The organism is Dawidia cretensis, from assembly GCF_018598175.1.
GTDB classification, from domain to species: Bacteria; Bacteroidota; Bacteroidia; order Cytophagales; family Cyclobacteriaceae; genus Ohtaekwangia; species Ohtaekwangia cretensis.
Genome location: NZ_JAHESE010000034.1, coordinates 19,932 through 36,282, shown reverse-complemented (window position 1 = coordinate 36,282; position 16,351 = coordinate 19,932). Strand labels below are relative to the sequence as shown.

Genomic DNA, 16,351 nt, shown 5'->3' with positions numbered 1-16,351 from the left:
ATGAGCAAAAACACAACAGACAATCCAGCTTTGCCGAACGAAAACGACAAAGCAAAAGACCTCGCACCGGATATTGAAGTAAGCACCGGCGAGTTCATGACCACCAACCAGGGCGTTCGGATAAACGATGATCAAAATTCGTTGAAGGCCGGTGACCGAGGTCCCACGCTGCTGGAGGATTTCATCATGCGTGAAAAGATCACTCACTTCGATCACGAGCGCATACCGGAACGTATCGTACACGCCCGTGGGTCTGCTGCCCACGGTGTCTTTAAAGTATATAAGTCACTGGCACCCTACACGCGTGCCGGATTTCTACAGGACCCTACCAGAGAGACGCCGGTATTTGTCCGGTTCTCTACGGTAGCAGGCTCCCGCGGCTCTACAGACCTCGCACGTGACGTGCGGGGTTTTGCCGTGAAGTTTTATACACAAGAAGGAAACTTTGACCTCGTCGGCAACAATATGCCCGTCTTCTTTATACAAGACGCCATGAAGTTCCCCGACCTCATCCACGCAGTCAAGCCTGAGCCCGATAACGAAATACCACAAGCCGCCTCGGCGCACGATACCTTCTGGGATTTTATATCCCTCATGCCGGAGTCTGCGCACATGATCATGTGGGCGATGAGCGACCGTGCCATTCCCCGCAGCTACCGTATGATGGAGGGATTTGGTGTGCACACCTTCCGGCTTGTCAACGACAAGAACGAATCACATTTCGTCAAGTTCCATTGGAAGCCGCTGTTGGGTGTACATTCCGTAGCGTGGGATGAAGCCCAGAACATCTCGGGCAAAGACCCTGACTTCCACCGCCGCGACCTGTGGGATGCCATTGCCAGTGGCAACTTTCCCGAATGGGAGCTGGGGTTGCAGATCGTGCCCGAAGCGGATGAGCACAAGTTCGACTTCGACTTGCTTGACCCTACCAAGATCATTCCGGAAGAATTAGTGCCGGTACAACGGGTGGGCAAACTGACGCTCAACCGTAATCCCGACAACTTCTTTGCCGAGACCGAGCAGGTGGCGTTTCACATCGGCCACGTGGTGCCCGGTATTGACTTTACAAACGATCCGCTGTTGCAAGGCCGTTTGTTCTCCTATACCGATACCCAACTAATCCGCCTGGGCGGACCGAATTTCCACGAGCTGCCGATCAACCGCACCATCGCCCCGCTGCATAATAACCAGCGTGATGGCTACGGACGGCAGATGATCAACCGTGGCAAATCCAGCTACAGTCCTAACACGCTGGGCGGCGGCTGCCCCTTCCAGGCCAAATTCGCAGAGGGTGGATTTACCTCGCATGCCGAGCGCATCGACGCGCACAAGGTACGCGAGCGCAGTCCCAGTTTCCGCGATCACTTTAGCCAGGCCAGATTGTTTTTTAGTAGCCAGTCCGAGCCCGAGAAGAACCACATTATCGATGCGCTCCGTTTTGAGTTGGGCAAAGTCAAGACGGTGGCGATCCGCGAGCGCATGCTGGTGATCCTGGCGAATATCGACAACGGCCTCGCCAATGAGGTAGCCTATGGGTTGGGCCTTTCCATTCCCAAAGAGCTGCCCGGAACAGTTAACCAGAGCATTCCCGCCGATGCCGATCCACAATCCTATGAATCGGTCAACCCGGAAGGAAAGCTTGCCCGTTCAGAAGCGCTTAGCATGGCCAACACGGTCAAGAACAGCATTCGCACGCGCAAGGTGGCCTTCCTGGCGGCCGATGGATTTGACGATGCCGCCGTTTCTCTTGTCCGGACAGCCCTGGAAAAAGAAGGCGCCATCGTGGAGATCATCGCTCCGAAACAAGGTTTTATCCTGAGCGAAGACCAAAAGCAGCTCGAGGTACACCATAGTTTTCTCACGGGAGCATCTGTACTATACGATGCTGTATATGTACCCGGTGGAGTAAACAGCGTCGCCACACTGGCGGCAGAGGCTAATGCTGTACATTTTCTCAACGAAGCCTTTAAACATTGCAAGCCCATTGCAGCCGATGAAGCTGCCCGGCAGGTGCTCGAGGCGACATACTTCCATAAAAAGTTGCCGCCAGATGCCGAGGAGGATACCGTGCTGCGCGAAGGCATAGTCGTCCTGCAGGATTTGAAGGCGCTGTCTGACAAATTTATACTCGCTATGAAACAGCACCGCTTCTGGGAGCGTGAAAAACCCAGACGGGTGCCGGCATAAACAATTATAAAAATAAACCCTGTACACTATGGAATCTAAAAATCAATATGCTGTCGTGACTGGCGGCACCAGCGGCATTGGCTACGAACTGGCCCGGCTGCTGGCAAAGGATGGCTATAACCTGATTCTGGCAGCACGCCATGAGCAAGACTTGATCCGCGTCTCAAACGAGCTTAAAACCGAATTTGGTATAGACGTGATCTCTATTTCGAAAGATCTTTTTGTACCGGCTAACGCCTTTGAGCTGTACAATGACGTCAAAACAAAAAATCTGGGCATCGAAATACTGATCAACGATGCGGGACAAGGTCAATATGGCGAATTCCTCGACACCGACCTGCAACGTGAGCTGGATATCATTAACCTCAATATCTCCAGTCTGGTGATCCTCACGAAGCTTTTCCTGCGTGACATGGTAGCCCAGGGACATGGCCGCATCATGAACCTTTCTTCCATCGCCAGCAAAATGCCCGGCCCCTGGCAATCAGTATACCATGGTACCAAGGCATTTGTGCAGTCGTTTACCGAAGCTGTGCGCAGTGAGGTAAAAGACAAGGGTGTCACGATTACAGCCCTGCTACCGGGCGCTACCGACACCGACTTCTTTAATAAAGCCGACATGAACGATTCTAAGATTGTACAAGAGGGCAAGCTTGATAACGCTGCCGACGCCGCGAAGGATGGTTATGAAGCCATGATGAACGGCGATGATATGGTGGTATCGGGCATGAAGAACAAAATGCAGGTTGCCATGAGCAACGTAACGCCCGATGGCGCACTGGCCGACAAAATGAAAAAGCAGCAAGGTCCTGCACGGGAGAAGAAAGAAAAACAAGTTCACTAATCTTCCGACACGAATGAAAGCAGCACGCATCCATGGACCCCGGTCCGTTACATATGATACTGTTGACGATCCTGTTATTAAGGAAAACAGCGATGTGATTCTGAAAGTTACCGCCACGGCTATCTGTGGGTCGGACCTGCATATATATTCGGGTGGCTTACCACAGCCCCGCCCCATGGTGCTCGGACATGAGTTCATGGGCATTGTCGAGGAAGTGGGGTCGACGGTCACAAAGCTAAAACGCGGCGATCGGGTTGTGGTGCCATTTCCCATTGCCTGCGGCCACTGTTTCTTTTGCAGCAATCACTTGCCTGGACATTGTGAGAACAGCAATCCTGAGCACTATGGCCCGGAAGGTGGTATTCTAAAAGAAAAAGGCGGTGCGCTTTTTGGCTATACCGACCTGTATGGTGGATATGATGGTGGCCAGGCCGAGTATGTACGCGTGCCTTACGCCGACGTTGGCCCCCGGATTGTGCCCGATAACCTGACGGACGAGCAAGTGCTTTTCCTGACTGATATATTCCCGACAGGCTATAGCGGTGTGGACTGGGGTGAAGTAAAGGGCGGGGAGACCGTAGCTATCTTTGGTGCCGGTCCCGTAGGTATTATGGCGGCTAAAAGCGCCTGGCTGCGTGGGGCCGGCCGCGTGATCGTAGTCGACACATTGCCGTATCGCCTGGCCAAGGCGGAAGCGACCGCGGCCTGTGAAACAATTCTCTGGGAAGACGGCGCCAAAGAAGTAGTGGAAAAGATTCGTGCAATGACCCAGGGGCGTGGAGCCGATGTCTGTATCGAGGCTGTCGGTTTTGAACCGGATCGTAACCTGATTGATCGGGCCAAAGCTGTCATTAACCTGGAGAAAGGCTCGCCTAAAGTATTGGAAGCCTGTATGAGTGCCGTTCGTCGGGGAGGCATTGTACCTGTATTGGGTGTATATCCCGTACATTATGATAATTTTCCGATAGGGCAGTTCTTTGACAAGGGCATTACCCTTAAAGGTGGCCAGGCCCCCGCGCATAAACACATAGATCTATTACTGAAGTATGTCGTAGAGGGTAAGGTAAAACTAGACGACATCATTACTCACCGTCTTCCACTTTCCGAGGTATCACATGCCTACAAGATATTTAAAGAAAGAGAGGAAGACTGCGTAAAAGTAGTACTCGATCCCTGGAAGTAAGAATTGGGGAAAGGTTAGAATAAAGAAGAGCGTCTCGGATATCGGGGCGCTCTTTTTGTTGGATTCATATTAGAATTGCATTAGAGTATTAAAATCTTCTCAACACTTCTTCCGAATGCCATCAAATATATTTTAATTTTAGTCCGGTAATTTGTTGACGGGCTAGTATGGAAGGGTTAGCAGGGTATTTATAGAGTCTTTTTGCAAACCAGCAGTGGATACAACAGGCAGTATCTTCTGTCTGGACCATTACATTTTTTCTTAGTATTTCTAACAGGATGATTTATACATCCCGGATGGCTGTGCTTTATTCTTTTTCAACCTTAAATATCACTGTCTATGAAAAAATTCTTTTTGCTTTTTACGATGTTCGTGACACTGTTGTGGGTCACACAATCTTGTAACGATGAACAACAGCGCGTGGCTACACCGCGCGATGTGAGCTTTTCTCTCGGGCTATTGCGGGGCGGCGATGCCTCCGGCCGCGCAACGGCCGAGATACCCGATGGTGCCGCTGTATTGATTACAGTGACAAAAGCCGACGGCACACCCGTACTGACACAAGCGCGGATCAACATTTTGCGTATGGGCGAAGGCCTCGTCACGGCGCCCATACGGCTGGAGCCGGGCAATTACAAGGTCACCGACTTTTGGGTGGTACAGGACTCGTCGGAAATATTGTTCCTGATTCCAAAGATCGAATCGCAGCTGGGTCACTATGTATCCAAACCTGTGCCGTTTGTTTTTTCCGTCGATGCCAATGGTGTCACCAATATTTCGGTGCAGGTTATTTCCGCGCAAAACCACGATCCGGAGGACTTTGGTTATGTATCGTTTGATCTCTCCGTTGTCGATGCGCCCGCGCTGAAGTCTTTCCGTATAGCCGTCTTTGTGCGGAGTGGCAGCGGACTGGTACTGACCGATGCCACAGCATTCCTGATAGGGTCTATGGATTATAATCAGACCATTACACTGGAAGCAAAGATCAATACCGTGGCGCATGATAATATTTTCGGTCGTGGATTTGAATTGTATATCCACAAGCCTGGGTATGTTTCGTACGTCAGCCCCATGGCGTTGCCGGAAAATGCACCGCAATACAAGGATATACCGTTGGAGGTCATATTGGAAGAAGCGATGCCACTGGATAGCCCGTCGATTTCTTTTTATGGTCACTGGATGTTCCCAGGTGCGCCGGTAGACCTGAGCTTTGAAGGCGCTGGCACAGTGTTTATCGATTGGGGAGATGGTTATACAGAGAAAGAGACATTCGACGGTGGAAGGCTTGTAAAGAATTACTATGCGATTAAACCCTGGCGAACTATTTCCGTGCGTAATGATCTGGATAAGATCATAGCGATAGAAGCCGGTACGGGAGTGTCCTATCCGGATGGCATGCAAGCGATCGATATACGCGAGGCCGTGAATCTGAAAAGCTTAAAGTTGATGGACGTTAAATTGGATTATCTGGACCTTTCCTACCAAACTAAGCTCGAGACGCTGATCATTCAAGGGGTAAGTACGGAAACGCCGACGATATTGCCTGCCGAGCACAATCTGCGCGACGTTCGGTTCAGCTATTGGGACGATAATTACCATGCGCTTGTTGATAATATCTATGCAAACACTGTTGCTAAAAATATTCGGAACGGTTATTTCTGGCACTCGCGCGTAGTGCCTCACGAGACGCTTCCTCAAGATGTTGTTTATAAACTGGAAGCATTGCGAACAATATACGGTTGGGAAGTATATTATAACCAGTAAATAAGGATAGCATAACAGAAGAGGCCGTCTCTTCATATGTGACGGTCTCTTCTTTTTTATAGATCCAAGATTAGTAGGAGTGGATTATGTAAAGTCGTACACTTATATTCTTTATAACAGAGTATATATCAGCAAAGTTCCAGGTGTCATAATAATTTTCATTACGTCGAAATTGTCCTATACACGGTCCCTTTTGTCCTGCATTTCATGTATCCGTTTTTGATCGTCATCACGTATACTCCAGTAACAATTTCGAATTATGTATGAAAACCATTCAAGTACCTATTACCGAAGAGGTAAGCCCCACATCCCAAGTACTCTTTGATCAAATCAAAAAGAAAGTAGGCAAGCTCCCCAATCTGTACGCCACCATTGGCTATTCTGCTCCGACCTTAAAAGGCTTTCTCGATTTTGAAGCATCGCTCAACACCGGTATGTTCACGCCAAAAGAACGTGAGGCCGTCGCCCTGATCGTGTCGGAAGTAAACCAATGTGCATACTGTCTCGCGGCCCACACGATTCTCGCCACATCCAAAGGTTTCACGAAGGCGCAGACGCTTGACATTCGTCGCGGTGAAACAAGCGATGCACGGCTAAACACCATCCTTCGCCTGGCAAAATCCATCGTTGAAAACCACGGTCATGCCGGGGAGGTCCTGGTAGACAACTTCTTTGCGGCGGGATATCCGCAAGCTGCCCTGGTGGAGTTGACAGGGCTCGTCACCATGCGAATTTTTACCAATTATGTCTATGCCCTGACCGACGTGCCGGTTGACTTTCCCGTAGCCGAGGCGCTGTAATCGATTTTCCAGGCCAATTCTGCCTAAAGTCTAGCGATCAACTAATATTATTAGATATTATAGCTAATAATGTTAGTTTTTATCTAGCTTTGCTCTTCCCAAACAAAATGAAAAGAGCCCAGCATGTCTGCGGAAAAAGCCGATATCATTGCAGCATTGCAACGCGAGATTCTTCGCCTCGAAGGATTCCGGCCGGGCAGCCATGCGGCAGTAGATGTTAGTTTAGGGCCTTTTCAGGAAGCATTCCCCAATGGCACATTTCCAGTCGGTGCCGTGCACGAGTTTCTGACTGCCAGTATGGAACAAGGTGCTGCTACCAGCGGCTTCATGGCCGGCCTGCTGGCGCCGCTGATGGGCGATAAAGGTGTCGCTATCTGGGTCAGCGCTGCGCGCAGGCTTTTTCCTCCGGCCTTGCAAGGGTTTGGGGTCTCACCCGACCGCTTCATCTTTCTGGATCTGAAAAAAGAACGTGATGTATTGTGGGCCATGGAAGAGGCCCTCAAGTGTGGTGCCCTGGCGGCCGTCGTGGGCGAGGTGCGCGAAATAAGCTTTACCGCCTCCCGTCGGTTGCAACTGGCCGTAGAGCAGAGTCGCGTAACGGGTTTTGTGCTACGGCATGCGCAACGCAACGTGGGTACTACTGCATGTGTGTCACGGTGGCGCATCACATCCCTGGCGAGTGAACCGGAAGAGGGTTTACCCGGATTGGGTTTCCCACAATGGAAAGTCGAGTTGTTGCGCATGCGCAATGGCAAAACCGGCGTGTGGAATATACGGTGGGAAGACGGCACGTTCACACCCGTATATACAACGGTACAGATACACGAAAAGCAACAGCAAGTGGGATGATATGGCGGGCAGGTATGTATCGATTTGGTTCCGGCACTTAATGACGGATTGGTTCTCGCTCCGGGAACCCGAACGACGTAAGCAACCTTTTGTGCTCACCGCCCCAATACACGGCCGGGTCACGATCGTAGCGGCCAATATCGTAGCAGAAGCCCGCGGCATCCATGCCGGCATGGTACTGGCCGACGCCCGCGCAGTAGAACCCACGTTACAGGCATTGCCCGAAAAGCCGGAGCTCGCAAACAAGCTGCTGCACCGCCTGGCCGAATGGTGCATCCGGTTTACGCCCGTCGTAGCCGTAGACCCTCCCGATGGATTACTCTTAGACGTCTCGGGCTGTGCCCACCTGTGGGGTGGAGAAACGCCGTACCTGGAAACGATCGTCAAAAAGCTGCAAGCCCGTCACTACGACGTACAGGCCGCCATGGCCGATACCGCAGGCGTTGCCTGGGGCGTGGCACGTTATGGTTGTGCGCCGTGGGTGATCGAGCCTCGCCGCCACGCCGACAGGCTGCTCGTACTGCCGCCCGAAGCGTTGCGGCTGGAAGCCGACGCTGTCGCCCGCATGCACAAGCTGGGACTGCATCAGATCGGTCAGTTTATGCATGTACAGCGCGCATCGCTGCGCCGCCGCTTTGGCGAGCATTTTTTACAACGGCTGGGACAGGCACTGGGTCACGAAGACGAAATACTGGAATCCGTACAACCTGTCGAAGCGTACCAGGAACGCTTGCCCTGCCTGGAGCCGATCGTGACGGCTACAGGCATCGCCATCGCCCTGGAGCAACTGTTACAGACCTTGTGTCAACGCCTGCAGCAGGAGCAAAAAGGTTTACGCACCGCAGTCTTGAAAGGGTATCGTGTGGATGGCAAAGTAGAGCAGGTTGCCATTGGTACCCATCGCCCTTCGCACAACCCGCGGCACTTGTTTAAGTTATTCGAAACGTCGCTGCCCACGATCGAGCCGGCGCTCGGCATCGAGCTGTTTATATTGGAAGCGCCCAAGATAGAAGAACAGTATGACCACCAGGAAAAGCTGTGGGAAGGTTATGGTGGGCTCGACGACCAGCGCCTGTCGGAGTTGGTGGATCGCCTGGCCAGTCGCCTGGGCACAGAGGTTATACACCGGTACCTGCCCGACGAGCACTATTGGCCGGAGCGCTCCTTCCGCCGGGCTACCTCGCTGCAAGAGCAGTCCACGGCACCCTGGTGTATCGGGCACTTGCGCCCGCTGCAATTGCTGCCCGTGCCGGAGCGTATCGAGGTCACGGCGCTCACGCCCGACCATCCCCCCATGCTGTTTCGCTACAAAGGACAACTGCATACCATTGTGCGCGCCGATGGCCCGGAGCGCATCGAGCAGGAGTGGTGGCTGCAACAAGGTCAGCACCGCGACTATTACCGTGTGGAAGACAATGCGGGGCGCCGCTACTGGCTGTTCCGCCTGGGACACTACCACGAAAAGATCTACCAATGGTTCATTCACGGCTTCCTGGCCTGATATAAAAAGAGGAGGAAACATGTCTTACACCGAGCTACAGGTAACAACGAACTTCAGTTTCCTGCGCGGGGCGTCACATCCCGAGGAGATGGTACAGCAAGCTGCAGCGCTGGGATATACTGCGATTGCTGTCACCGATCGCAACACACTGGCGGGTATTGTCCGCGGACATGTAGCCGCGAAGAAGGCCAACATCCGGTACATACCAGCATGCCGCCTCGACCTGCAGGACGGTCCGTCGTTACTGGCATTTCCCACTACTATACAAGCCTATGCCAGCCTGTCGGGCCTGCTCACCACGGGAAACCTACGGGCCGAAAAGGGTGATTGCCATCTTTATAAACATGATGTCTATACCCAACTGCAAGATTGCAAGCTCATCGTGTTGCCGTCGCCGCTCAACGAACGCTTCGAGCTGGATGCCACCTTTCTGCAAGATGTGCAGGAATACCGCGAAGCGCTGGGCGATGTGCTCTACATCGCCGCCAGCCGTACCTACCGGGGGGACGATGCCAAACGTCTTTTTCGGATTGACCAGCTGGCGCGGAAACTGAATATCCCCATGGTGGCGACCAACGACGTGCATTACCACGCACCCGAACGGCGCGAGCTGCAAGACATCGTCACCTGTGCGCGGGAGAAATGTACCATTCATACGGCAGGCTTTCGGCTGCACCCGAATGCCGAGCGTTATCTCAAGACCGTAGACGAAATGGCGCGGCTGTTTCGCCAATATCCCGACGCGTTGCAGCGCACGCAGGAGATTACCGCTGCCTGCACTTTCTCGCTCGACGAGCTGAAATATCATTATCCGCAAGAGCTCACCGAAGAGGGGCGCACGCCCCAGGAAGAGCTGACGCACCTTGCCTGGAAAGGAGCCCGGGAAATCTTCGGCGAAACCATTCCCGACAAAGTTCAGCAGGCTATTCGGTATGAGCTGGCGTTTATGGAGCAGATGAGCTATGCTCCGTATTTTCTCACGGTATACGACATTGTACGGTATGCCCGTCAGCAGAAAATACTTTGCCAGGGGCGTGGTTCCGCCGCCAACTCCACGGTATGTTATTGTTTGGGCATTACCTCGGTAGACCCTTCCAAGTTCGACCTGCTGTTCGAGCGGTTTATTTCTTCGGCGCGCAACGAGCCTCCCGACATCGATGTGGACTTTGAACATGAACGGCGCGAGGAAGTCATGCAATACATCTATAGCAAATACGGTCGCCATCGTGCCGCCATTGTTGCCACCGTGACGCAGCAACATCACCGGGGGGCTATCCGCGACGTGGGAAAAGCTATGGGGCTGTCGGTGGATACCATCAACCGTCTGGCCGGCCTGATCTGGAGCTTTCGGGAAGAAGGATTTGATCGTGACCGTATCATCAGTCAGGGCCTCAACCCGGATGAGCCAACACTGCGAAAGGTGTTGGAGCTAACCACTCAATTCATCGGCTTTCCCCGCCAGCTGGGGCAGCATACCGGAGGCTTTATTATTACGCAGGGTAAGCTTTCCGACTTGTGCCCGGTATTAAATGCGCGCATGGAAAACCGCACGTGTATAGAGTGGAACAAAGATGATATCGAAGCGCTGGGGTTTTTGAAGATCGATGTGCTCGCACTCGGCATGCTCACCTGTATTCGTAAAGCGTTTGTTCTGGCGGAGAAACACCATGATCTCAATCTTACGTTGGCGAACATTCCGCAAGACGATCCGGAAGTATATAAAATGATCAGTCATGCCGATACCATTGGTGTCTTTCAAATCGAAAGCCGGGCACAGATGTCGATGCTCCCACGCTTGAAACCCCAATGTTTTTATGATCTCGTGATTGAGGTAGCCATCGTACGCCCCGGTCCCATACAGGGCGACATGGTGCATCCCTACCTGCGCCGCCGCAATGGAGAAGAACTGGTAGAATATCCCTCGGAAGAATTAAAATCAATTTTAAACCGTACCCTGGGCGTGCCGTTATTCCAGGAGCAGGCTATGAAGATCGCCATCGTGGCGGCGGACTTTACGCCGGCCGAAGCCGATGAGCTGCGCCGCAGCATGGCTACTTTCAAGGCCAAAGGTAAGGTCTCGTATTTTCGCGAGAAGCTCATCAGTGGCATGATAAAAAAAGGGTATCAGCAGGAATATGCCGAGCGGGTGTTCCGGCAGTTGGAGGGGTTTGGCAGTTATGGTTTTCCCGAGAGCCATGCTGCAAGTTTTGCGTTGCTGGTATATGTATCGTCGTGGCTCAAGTGTTATTACCCCGACGTCTTTGCCTGCGCACTACTCAACAGCATGCCCATGGGCTTTTACCAGCCCGCGCAGCTCATCATCGACGCGCGCAAACACGGCGTAGAAGTCCGCCCCGTCGACATCAACCACTCCCAGTGGGATAACACACTCGAAGAACGCGTCGGTAAATTTTGCGCCCTGCGCCTGGGCTTCCGGCAAGCGAACGGGCTTCGGCAAGAGGATATGGAGGATCTTATCAAGCAGCGTAACGGTGGGTATACGTCCATTCATACCCTGCGTGAAGTAGGGGTGCCCCAGGCAGCACTCGAAGCTTTAGCCGATGCCGATGCCTTTCGCTCCGTAGGCCTCGACCGCCGCCAGGCGTTATGGGAAGTATCCGTGAAAGACGGCCCGAAAGCACTGTTCCCCGGGCAGCACGCCCGCGAGGCCATCGAAGAAAAGATCACGCTGCCACCGATGGCCCTGTCCGAGCATGTAGTACAAGACTACGCCGCCACGTCGCTGTCGCTCAAAGCCCACCCCGTCAGCTTTGTCCGCGCTTCATTGGATCAACTCCGCGTCACACCCCTGGGCAGCCTGGCGGCCGCGAAAGATGGTGACCTGGTAAAAGTAGCCGGCCTGGTATTGGTCCGTCAACGGCCAGGCACAGCAACAGGAATTTGTTTTATAACCCTCGAAGACGAGACAGGCCCCGGCAACCTGGTTGTCTTCCAGCGCTTATTTGACAAATACCGCAAAGAAATCATTCAAGCCAAACTGCTGATGGTAGAAGGCAAAGTGCAACGCGAAGGCGAAGTGATACACGTAGTCGTGCAACGCTGCTTTAATGTGTCGACCTTGTTACAGGGATTGGTCGGCTCCCGCGAGACGATGGAAATCGGACCGCGCTCACGCGCTGATGAAACGACAGAACCTGCCGGTGTGACCAAAGACAAGCAAGCCCTTATACAAGGCAGTATATTTCCAAAGGGAAGGAATTTCCATTAAACGTTATCCCACCGCTACCGGCAGATGAAAAGAAAACGTACTCCCTTTACCGGGTTCACTTTCCACCTGCACACCACCGCCCTGCGCTTCAATAAACTCCTTCGAAATAGCAAGTCCCAACCCCGTACCCATCGGCGTACCCGGCACCTGAAAATATTTCTCAAAGATCCGCGCTTTATACCGCGCCTCGATACCCGGGCCGTTGTCTTGCACCGACAGCCGCACATGATTTCCCACACGTGCTGCACGGATCAGGATAGTCCCCCGCTCCGGACTATAGCGAATAGCATTCGTCAGGAAGTTCACCAACACCCACGTGGTCTTATCCGCATCCGCCAGGAGGGGAGGCAAGTCTGCCGCAAGCTCGTGCGCCAGGTATACCGGCTTGCGCTCCGCTTGCAGTTGTACAGCCTCGGTAGCCATTCGTACAATATCGAAGGGCGCAGTCTTACGAATGTCGAGCTTAATATTACCCGTCTCTACCTGCGATAAATCCAACAGCTCATGGGTGATCTTAGACAGCCGTAAAATTTCGTCGTGTAACGTACGGGTAATATTCGCCTGCTCATCATTCAATGCACCCACGCGCGTATCCTGTAATAACTTCACACCCATCTGCAAAGCAGCGATCGGTGTCTTAAGCTCGTGTGATACGGTCGCAATAAAGTTGGTCTTCGCCAGATCCTGCTCTTTATAAGTCGTAACGTTCTTAAGCAAAATAACGGTGCCAATATCGACGCGTTCTTTTTCGCCGGTAGGCGAGTAGCGCACGCGAACGCTCTCCTGGGTAAAGAAGTTTTCTTTATGCCCCACCATGGCTTTGATCAACGTCTTCTCCTGGTTGTCGCTCGCAGCGCTTTTGATCAGGCTGCGGAACAAATCGTTGTTGACCGCTACGTCGGGCGCATAGTGGTCCAGTAGCTCGGCACGCGAGAGGTTGAGGATATCGAGTGCCCGCTCATTGGCAAAGATGATGCGGCTCTTTTCGTCAAGACCAATGACGGGGTCGCTCACCCGGTGAATAATGGCCTCGATGCGTTTTTTCTCGAAGAGGATCCGCGCCAGGTTGCTGTGCTCGTACTCGTCCAGCTTCTCCGCCATCTGGTTAAACGCTTCAGCCAGCTCTTCAAACTCGTCGCGACGATCAAAGTGCAACCGCTCTTCGTAATTCTTGCCCGCAATAGATTTGATACTATTCGTCAGCTGAATAACGGGGTTGGCGATATAGCCTGGAAAGTTTACAATAAAGGTGAAGGCCGCCAGGCTACACAATGTACAAATGATAATAAGATACGTAGAAGCATCGTGTGCCGTCTCTTGCGTGGTTCCATTCTTGCGCACGATCGCTTTCATGTTGATGTTCTCCAATGCGAGCGATGCATGGCGGATGCGCGCCACCACGCTGTCGGATAATCCGGTGTTACGCAGCTTCTCAAAGGCCGACCGCAGGGCCAGGCTTGCTTCACGTTCGCCCGGCTCGGTCACGTTAGTCTCTTGCAGGGTCAGGCTGGTCTCGATACTTTTCATGGCGACTGCTGAGTCCGTACGCAACGACTCACACGCCGCGAGAATCTGGTGCGCATACTCCATCGACTCATAGTTGTCCACCAGGATTTGCTGCGATGACCGCGCCAGGTTGTGCAGGTAATACAGGCCCAGTCCGCCAATCGTCAGGATCAGCGCAAAGAGGAAGGTAACACCCCAGGCTACTTTGGTTTTAATGCTCATGATAGTATCACTAAATCTATATCCGAACCGGAAAGTTTTTTGACCAGTCGGGTAAACGACGAGGTACGCGTCAGAATCTTCCATAGCCGCAGCCGGGGCATGCCCATGCATATCGTGGTGATCTTTCGTTGCTCCGCCACGTCGATGATAGACGATGGTATATTGTCGCTTTTTACCTGGATCACTTCCGCGCCCATTTCCGTCGCCATCTTAAAGTTGTTGATCAGGTGCCGCTGCACCGACAGCTTGATGCGGTTTACATCTTCGGCGCTGGTCTGAACATAGAGTACACACCACTTCGAATTATAGTAACTGGCCAGGCGCGCTGTCTTGCGAATAATCATCCGGGCATTGTCGGCATTGCTGCTGATACAGGCCAGAAAGCGTTCATGCCGTAGCCGCGCGTTGATGGTAACTTCCGAGTCTACCTTGCGCTCGACCTGTGAGGCTACTTCTTTCAGCGCCAGCTCGCGCAGCTGTAAGATCTTATCGGACTGGAAAAAATTGCGTAACGCCGTCTCGATCTTCGAAGCTTCATAGATCTTGCCTTCTTTCAGACGGGCGATCAGCTCGTCGGCCGTCAGGTCGATATTGACAACCTCGTCGGCCAGCTGCAATACTTTATCCGGTACACGCTCGGTAACCGCAATGCCCGTGATCGACCGGACTTCTTCGTTAATGCTTTCAATGTGCTGAATGTTTACCGCACTGATGACACTGATGCCGGCCTCGAGAATTTCCAACACATCCTGCCAGCGCTTTTCATGCTTGCTACCGGGAATGTTCGTGTGCGCCAGCTCGTCGACAATGACGAGCTCAGGGTGGAGGTTTACGATAGCTTGCAGGTCCATCTCGTCCAGCTCCTTACCCTTATAGAAAAGGGTCTTGCGCGCGATGATCGGCAGCCCATCGACCAGCCCATGCGTCTCGCGTCGGTTATGCGTCTCGACATATCCGATCTGCACATCGACGCCGTTGCGCATCAGGCTATGGGCTTCTTGCAACATGCGATACGTTTTCCCGACACCGGCGCTCATGCCAATGTATATCTTGAACTTGCCCCGCCGCGACTTTCGGATCAGACCCAGAAAATGCTGAACGGATTCTTCTTTTTCGCGCATGATGGAGTCAGTAGTATAATGGTTATTCATGCCGGGTATATCATGTGCTAAAAACTTATCGCCAGCGCGGTAGTCACAAAGGTATTGTTTTTTGAAACATCGTTGCCATCTTCGAAAATTGCATCTGTACCGGTAAGGTGACGGACTTCGACCCGCCACACGGCCTGGGCGTTCAGCTGATAGTCGAAGTTGGCGGAGACACCCGTAGTCTTAAAGCCGTTCGGCGTGCCCGTGGCAATGATCACCCCGTTCGTATCCTGGTAATATTCACCGCGCACCGCAAGCGCCAGCTTTTCGCTTAGGGCAAACCTGGCGATAACGATGGGTGAAATCCAGAAGTTGGTCGAACTGGTCTCCGGGTTCTTTTCTTCCATCCCGTAGTCGAGCCCCACAGTAATGCCTACTGCTTTCGATACCTGGAAGATAGCATAGAAGTTATGGAAATACCGCATCTGGCGGGCGCTGTCGGGTTTGTCGGTACCAATAAAGCTGCTGCTGTTTAGCGTGATCTTATCAGAAGGTTTAAAGGTGATCTGCGTGCCGAAGGAAGGCAGTGAGTTTCCTTCCACCCGTTGGATGCGCTGCCAGCCGTTTAAGATCAGTCCCGACAGAAACCATTTACCGTTGTCGGTGGTGTACGAAACCTTCGCACCCGCCTCGTAGTAGGGCGTATTGTCGGCCATGATGCTGCGCGTCAGCGCCCAGCAGTCTTTACCGACGGCACTTTCAAAGCCGATGTGCGAGCCAAAGATACCGGCATCGACCCATAGGTTTCGGGTAGACGACAGTTTGACACCGGCATTGGCTTCGTAGATATTCTTGAGTACACCCGGTTCGGCGGCCAGGTTGGCGTTGGCATACGTGCCGCTCATGATGGCCAGGTTGGCGCGTACGTTTTCGGTTGTATAGGCACCCCGTATAAAACCCAGGTTGATGTTTACTTCGTTGTGCCGGTTGTGCGAGTATACGAACGGTGGCTGCGTATTGTTACCGGGTTGGTTGAAATCATATAAGTAGTAGGCTTCTACGTAACCGCTTACTGTAAAGGGCGAAGGCTTGAGTGTATCCTGTGCTTCTTGCGCACCAGCCGCTGTGGTAATACATAGAAGGGCAATAACGAACGATTTTTTCATACGTGTGATGAA

Annotated in this window: 11 protein-coding genes; 8 read left to right on the top strand and 3 right to left on the bottom strand. The window is 52.7% G+C overall.

Features of this window, described 5'->3' with window-relative positions; translation table 11 throughout:
- The 8 genes from KK062_RS24590 (at nt 1) to KK062_RS24555 (ending at nt 12,357) form a co-directional block, all read left to right on the top strand.
- Nucleotides 1-2,187, top strand: coding sequence for a catalase (locus KK062_RS24590; RefSeq protein ID WP_254087026.1), 2,187 nt, complete (start codon nt 1-3; stop codon nt 2,185-2,187).
- A gap of 28 nt (nt 2,188-2,215) precedes the next feature.
- A complete protein-coding gene (locus KK062_RS24585; protein WP_254087025.1) occupies nt 2,216-3,031 on the top strand; it encodes an SDR family NAD(P)-dependent oxidoreductase in 816 nt (271 codons plus the stop codon).
- Nucleotides 3,032-3,044: 13 nt separating this feature from the next.
- Nucleotides 3,045-4,214 carry a zinc-dependent alcohol dehydrogenase gene (locus KK062_RS24580; RefSeq protein ID WP_254087024.1) on the top strand — a complete coding sequence of 390 codons (1,170 nt, stop codon included), beginning with the start codon at nt 3,045-3,047 and terminating at the stop codon, nt 4,212-4,214.
- A gap of 339 nt (nt 4,215-4,553) precedes the next feature.
- Complete coding sequence (locus KK062_RS24575) at nt 4,554-5,978, top strand: hypothetical protein (protein ID WP_254087023.1); 1,425 nt, start codon at nt 4,554-4,556, stop codon at nt 5,976-5,978.
- Between the two features lie 263 nt (nt 5,979-6,241).
- The gene (locus tag KK062_RS24570) at nt 6,242-6,778 is read left to right on the top strand and encodes a carboxymuconolactone decarboxylase family protein (protein WP_254087022.1); all 537 of its coding nucleotides are present in this window, start codon (nt 6,242-6,244) and stop codon (nt 6,776-6,778) included.
- 123 nt (nt 6,779-6,901) lie between these two features.
- Nucleotides 6,902-7,627, top strand: a complete 726-nt coding sequence (locus KK062_RS24565) for an ImuA family protein (protein ID WP_254087021.1) — start codon at nt 6,902-6,904, stop codon at nt 7,625-7,627.
- Nucleotides 7,628-7,667: 40 nt separating this feature from the next.
- A complete protein-coding gene (locus KK062_RS24560) occupies nt 7,668-9,128 on the top strand; it encodes a Y-family DNA polymerase (protein WP_254087020.1) in 1,461 nt (486 codons plus the stop codon).
- A gap of 19 nt (nt 9,129-9,147) precedes the next feature.
- On the top strand, nt 9,148-12,357 hold the full coding sequence (locus KK062_RS24555; protein ID WP_254087019.1) for an error-prone DNA polymerase: 3,210 nt from the start codon (nt 9,148-9,150) through the stop codon (nt 12,355-12,357).
- A gap of 3 nt (nt 12,358-12,360) precedes the next feature.
- Here the strand turns inward: KK062_RS24555 and KK062_RS24550 are convergent, their stop codons facing one another.
- Genes KK062_RS24550 through KK062_RS24540 form a run of 3 tightly spaced genes read right to left on the bottom strand, consistent with a single transcriptional unit; the run spans nt 12,361 to nt 16,339 of the window.
- A complete protein-coding gene (locus tag KK062_RS24550) occupies nt 12,361-14,085 on the bottom strand; it encodes a sensor histidine kinase (protein WP_254087018.1) in 1,725 nt (574 codons plus the stop codon).
- Entirely contained in the window at nt 14,082-15,206 is a 1,125-nt protein-coding gene (locus tag KK062_RS24545) for a sensor protein KdpD (RefSeq protein WP_254087056.1), read from the bottom strand. The genes KK062_RS24550 and KK062_RS24545 overlap by 4 nt, the downstream gene beginning before the upstream one ends.
- A gap of 47 nt (nt 15,207-15,253) precedes the next feature.
- Nucleotides 15,254-16,339 (bottom strand): porin, encoded by a 1,086-nt coding sequence (locus KK062_RS24540; RefSeq protein WP_254087017.1) that lies wholly within the window; start codon nt 16,337-16,339, stop codon nt 15,254-15,256.
- Nucleotides 16,340-16,351 lie beyond the last annotated feature (12 nt).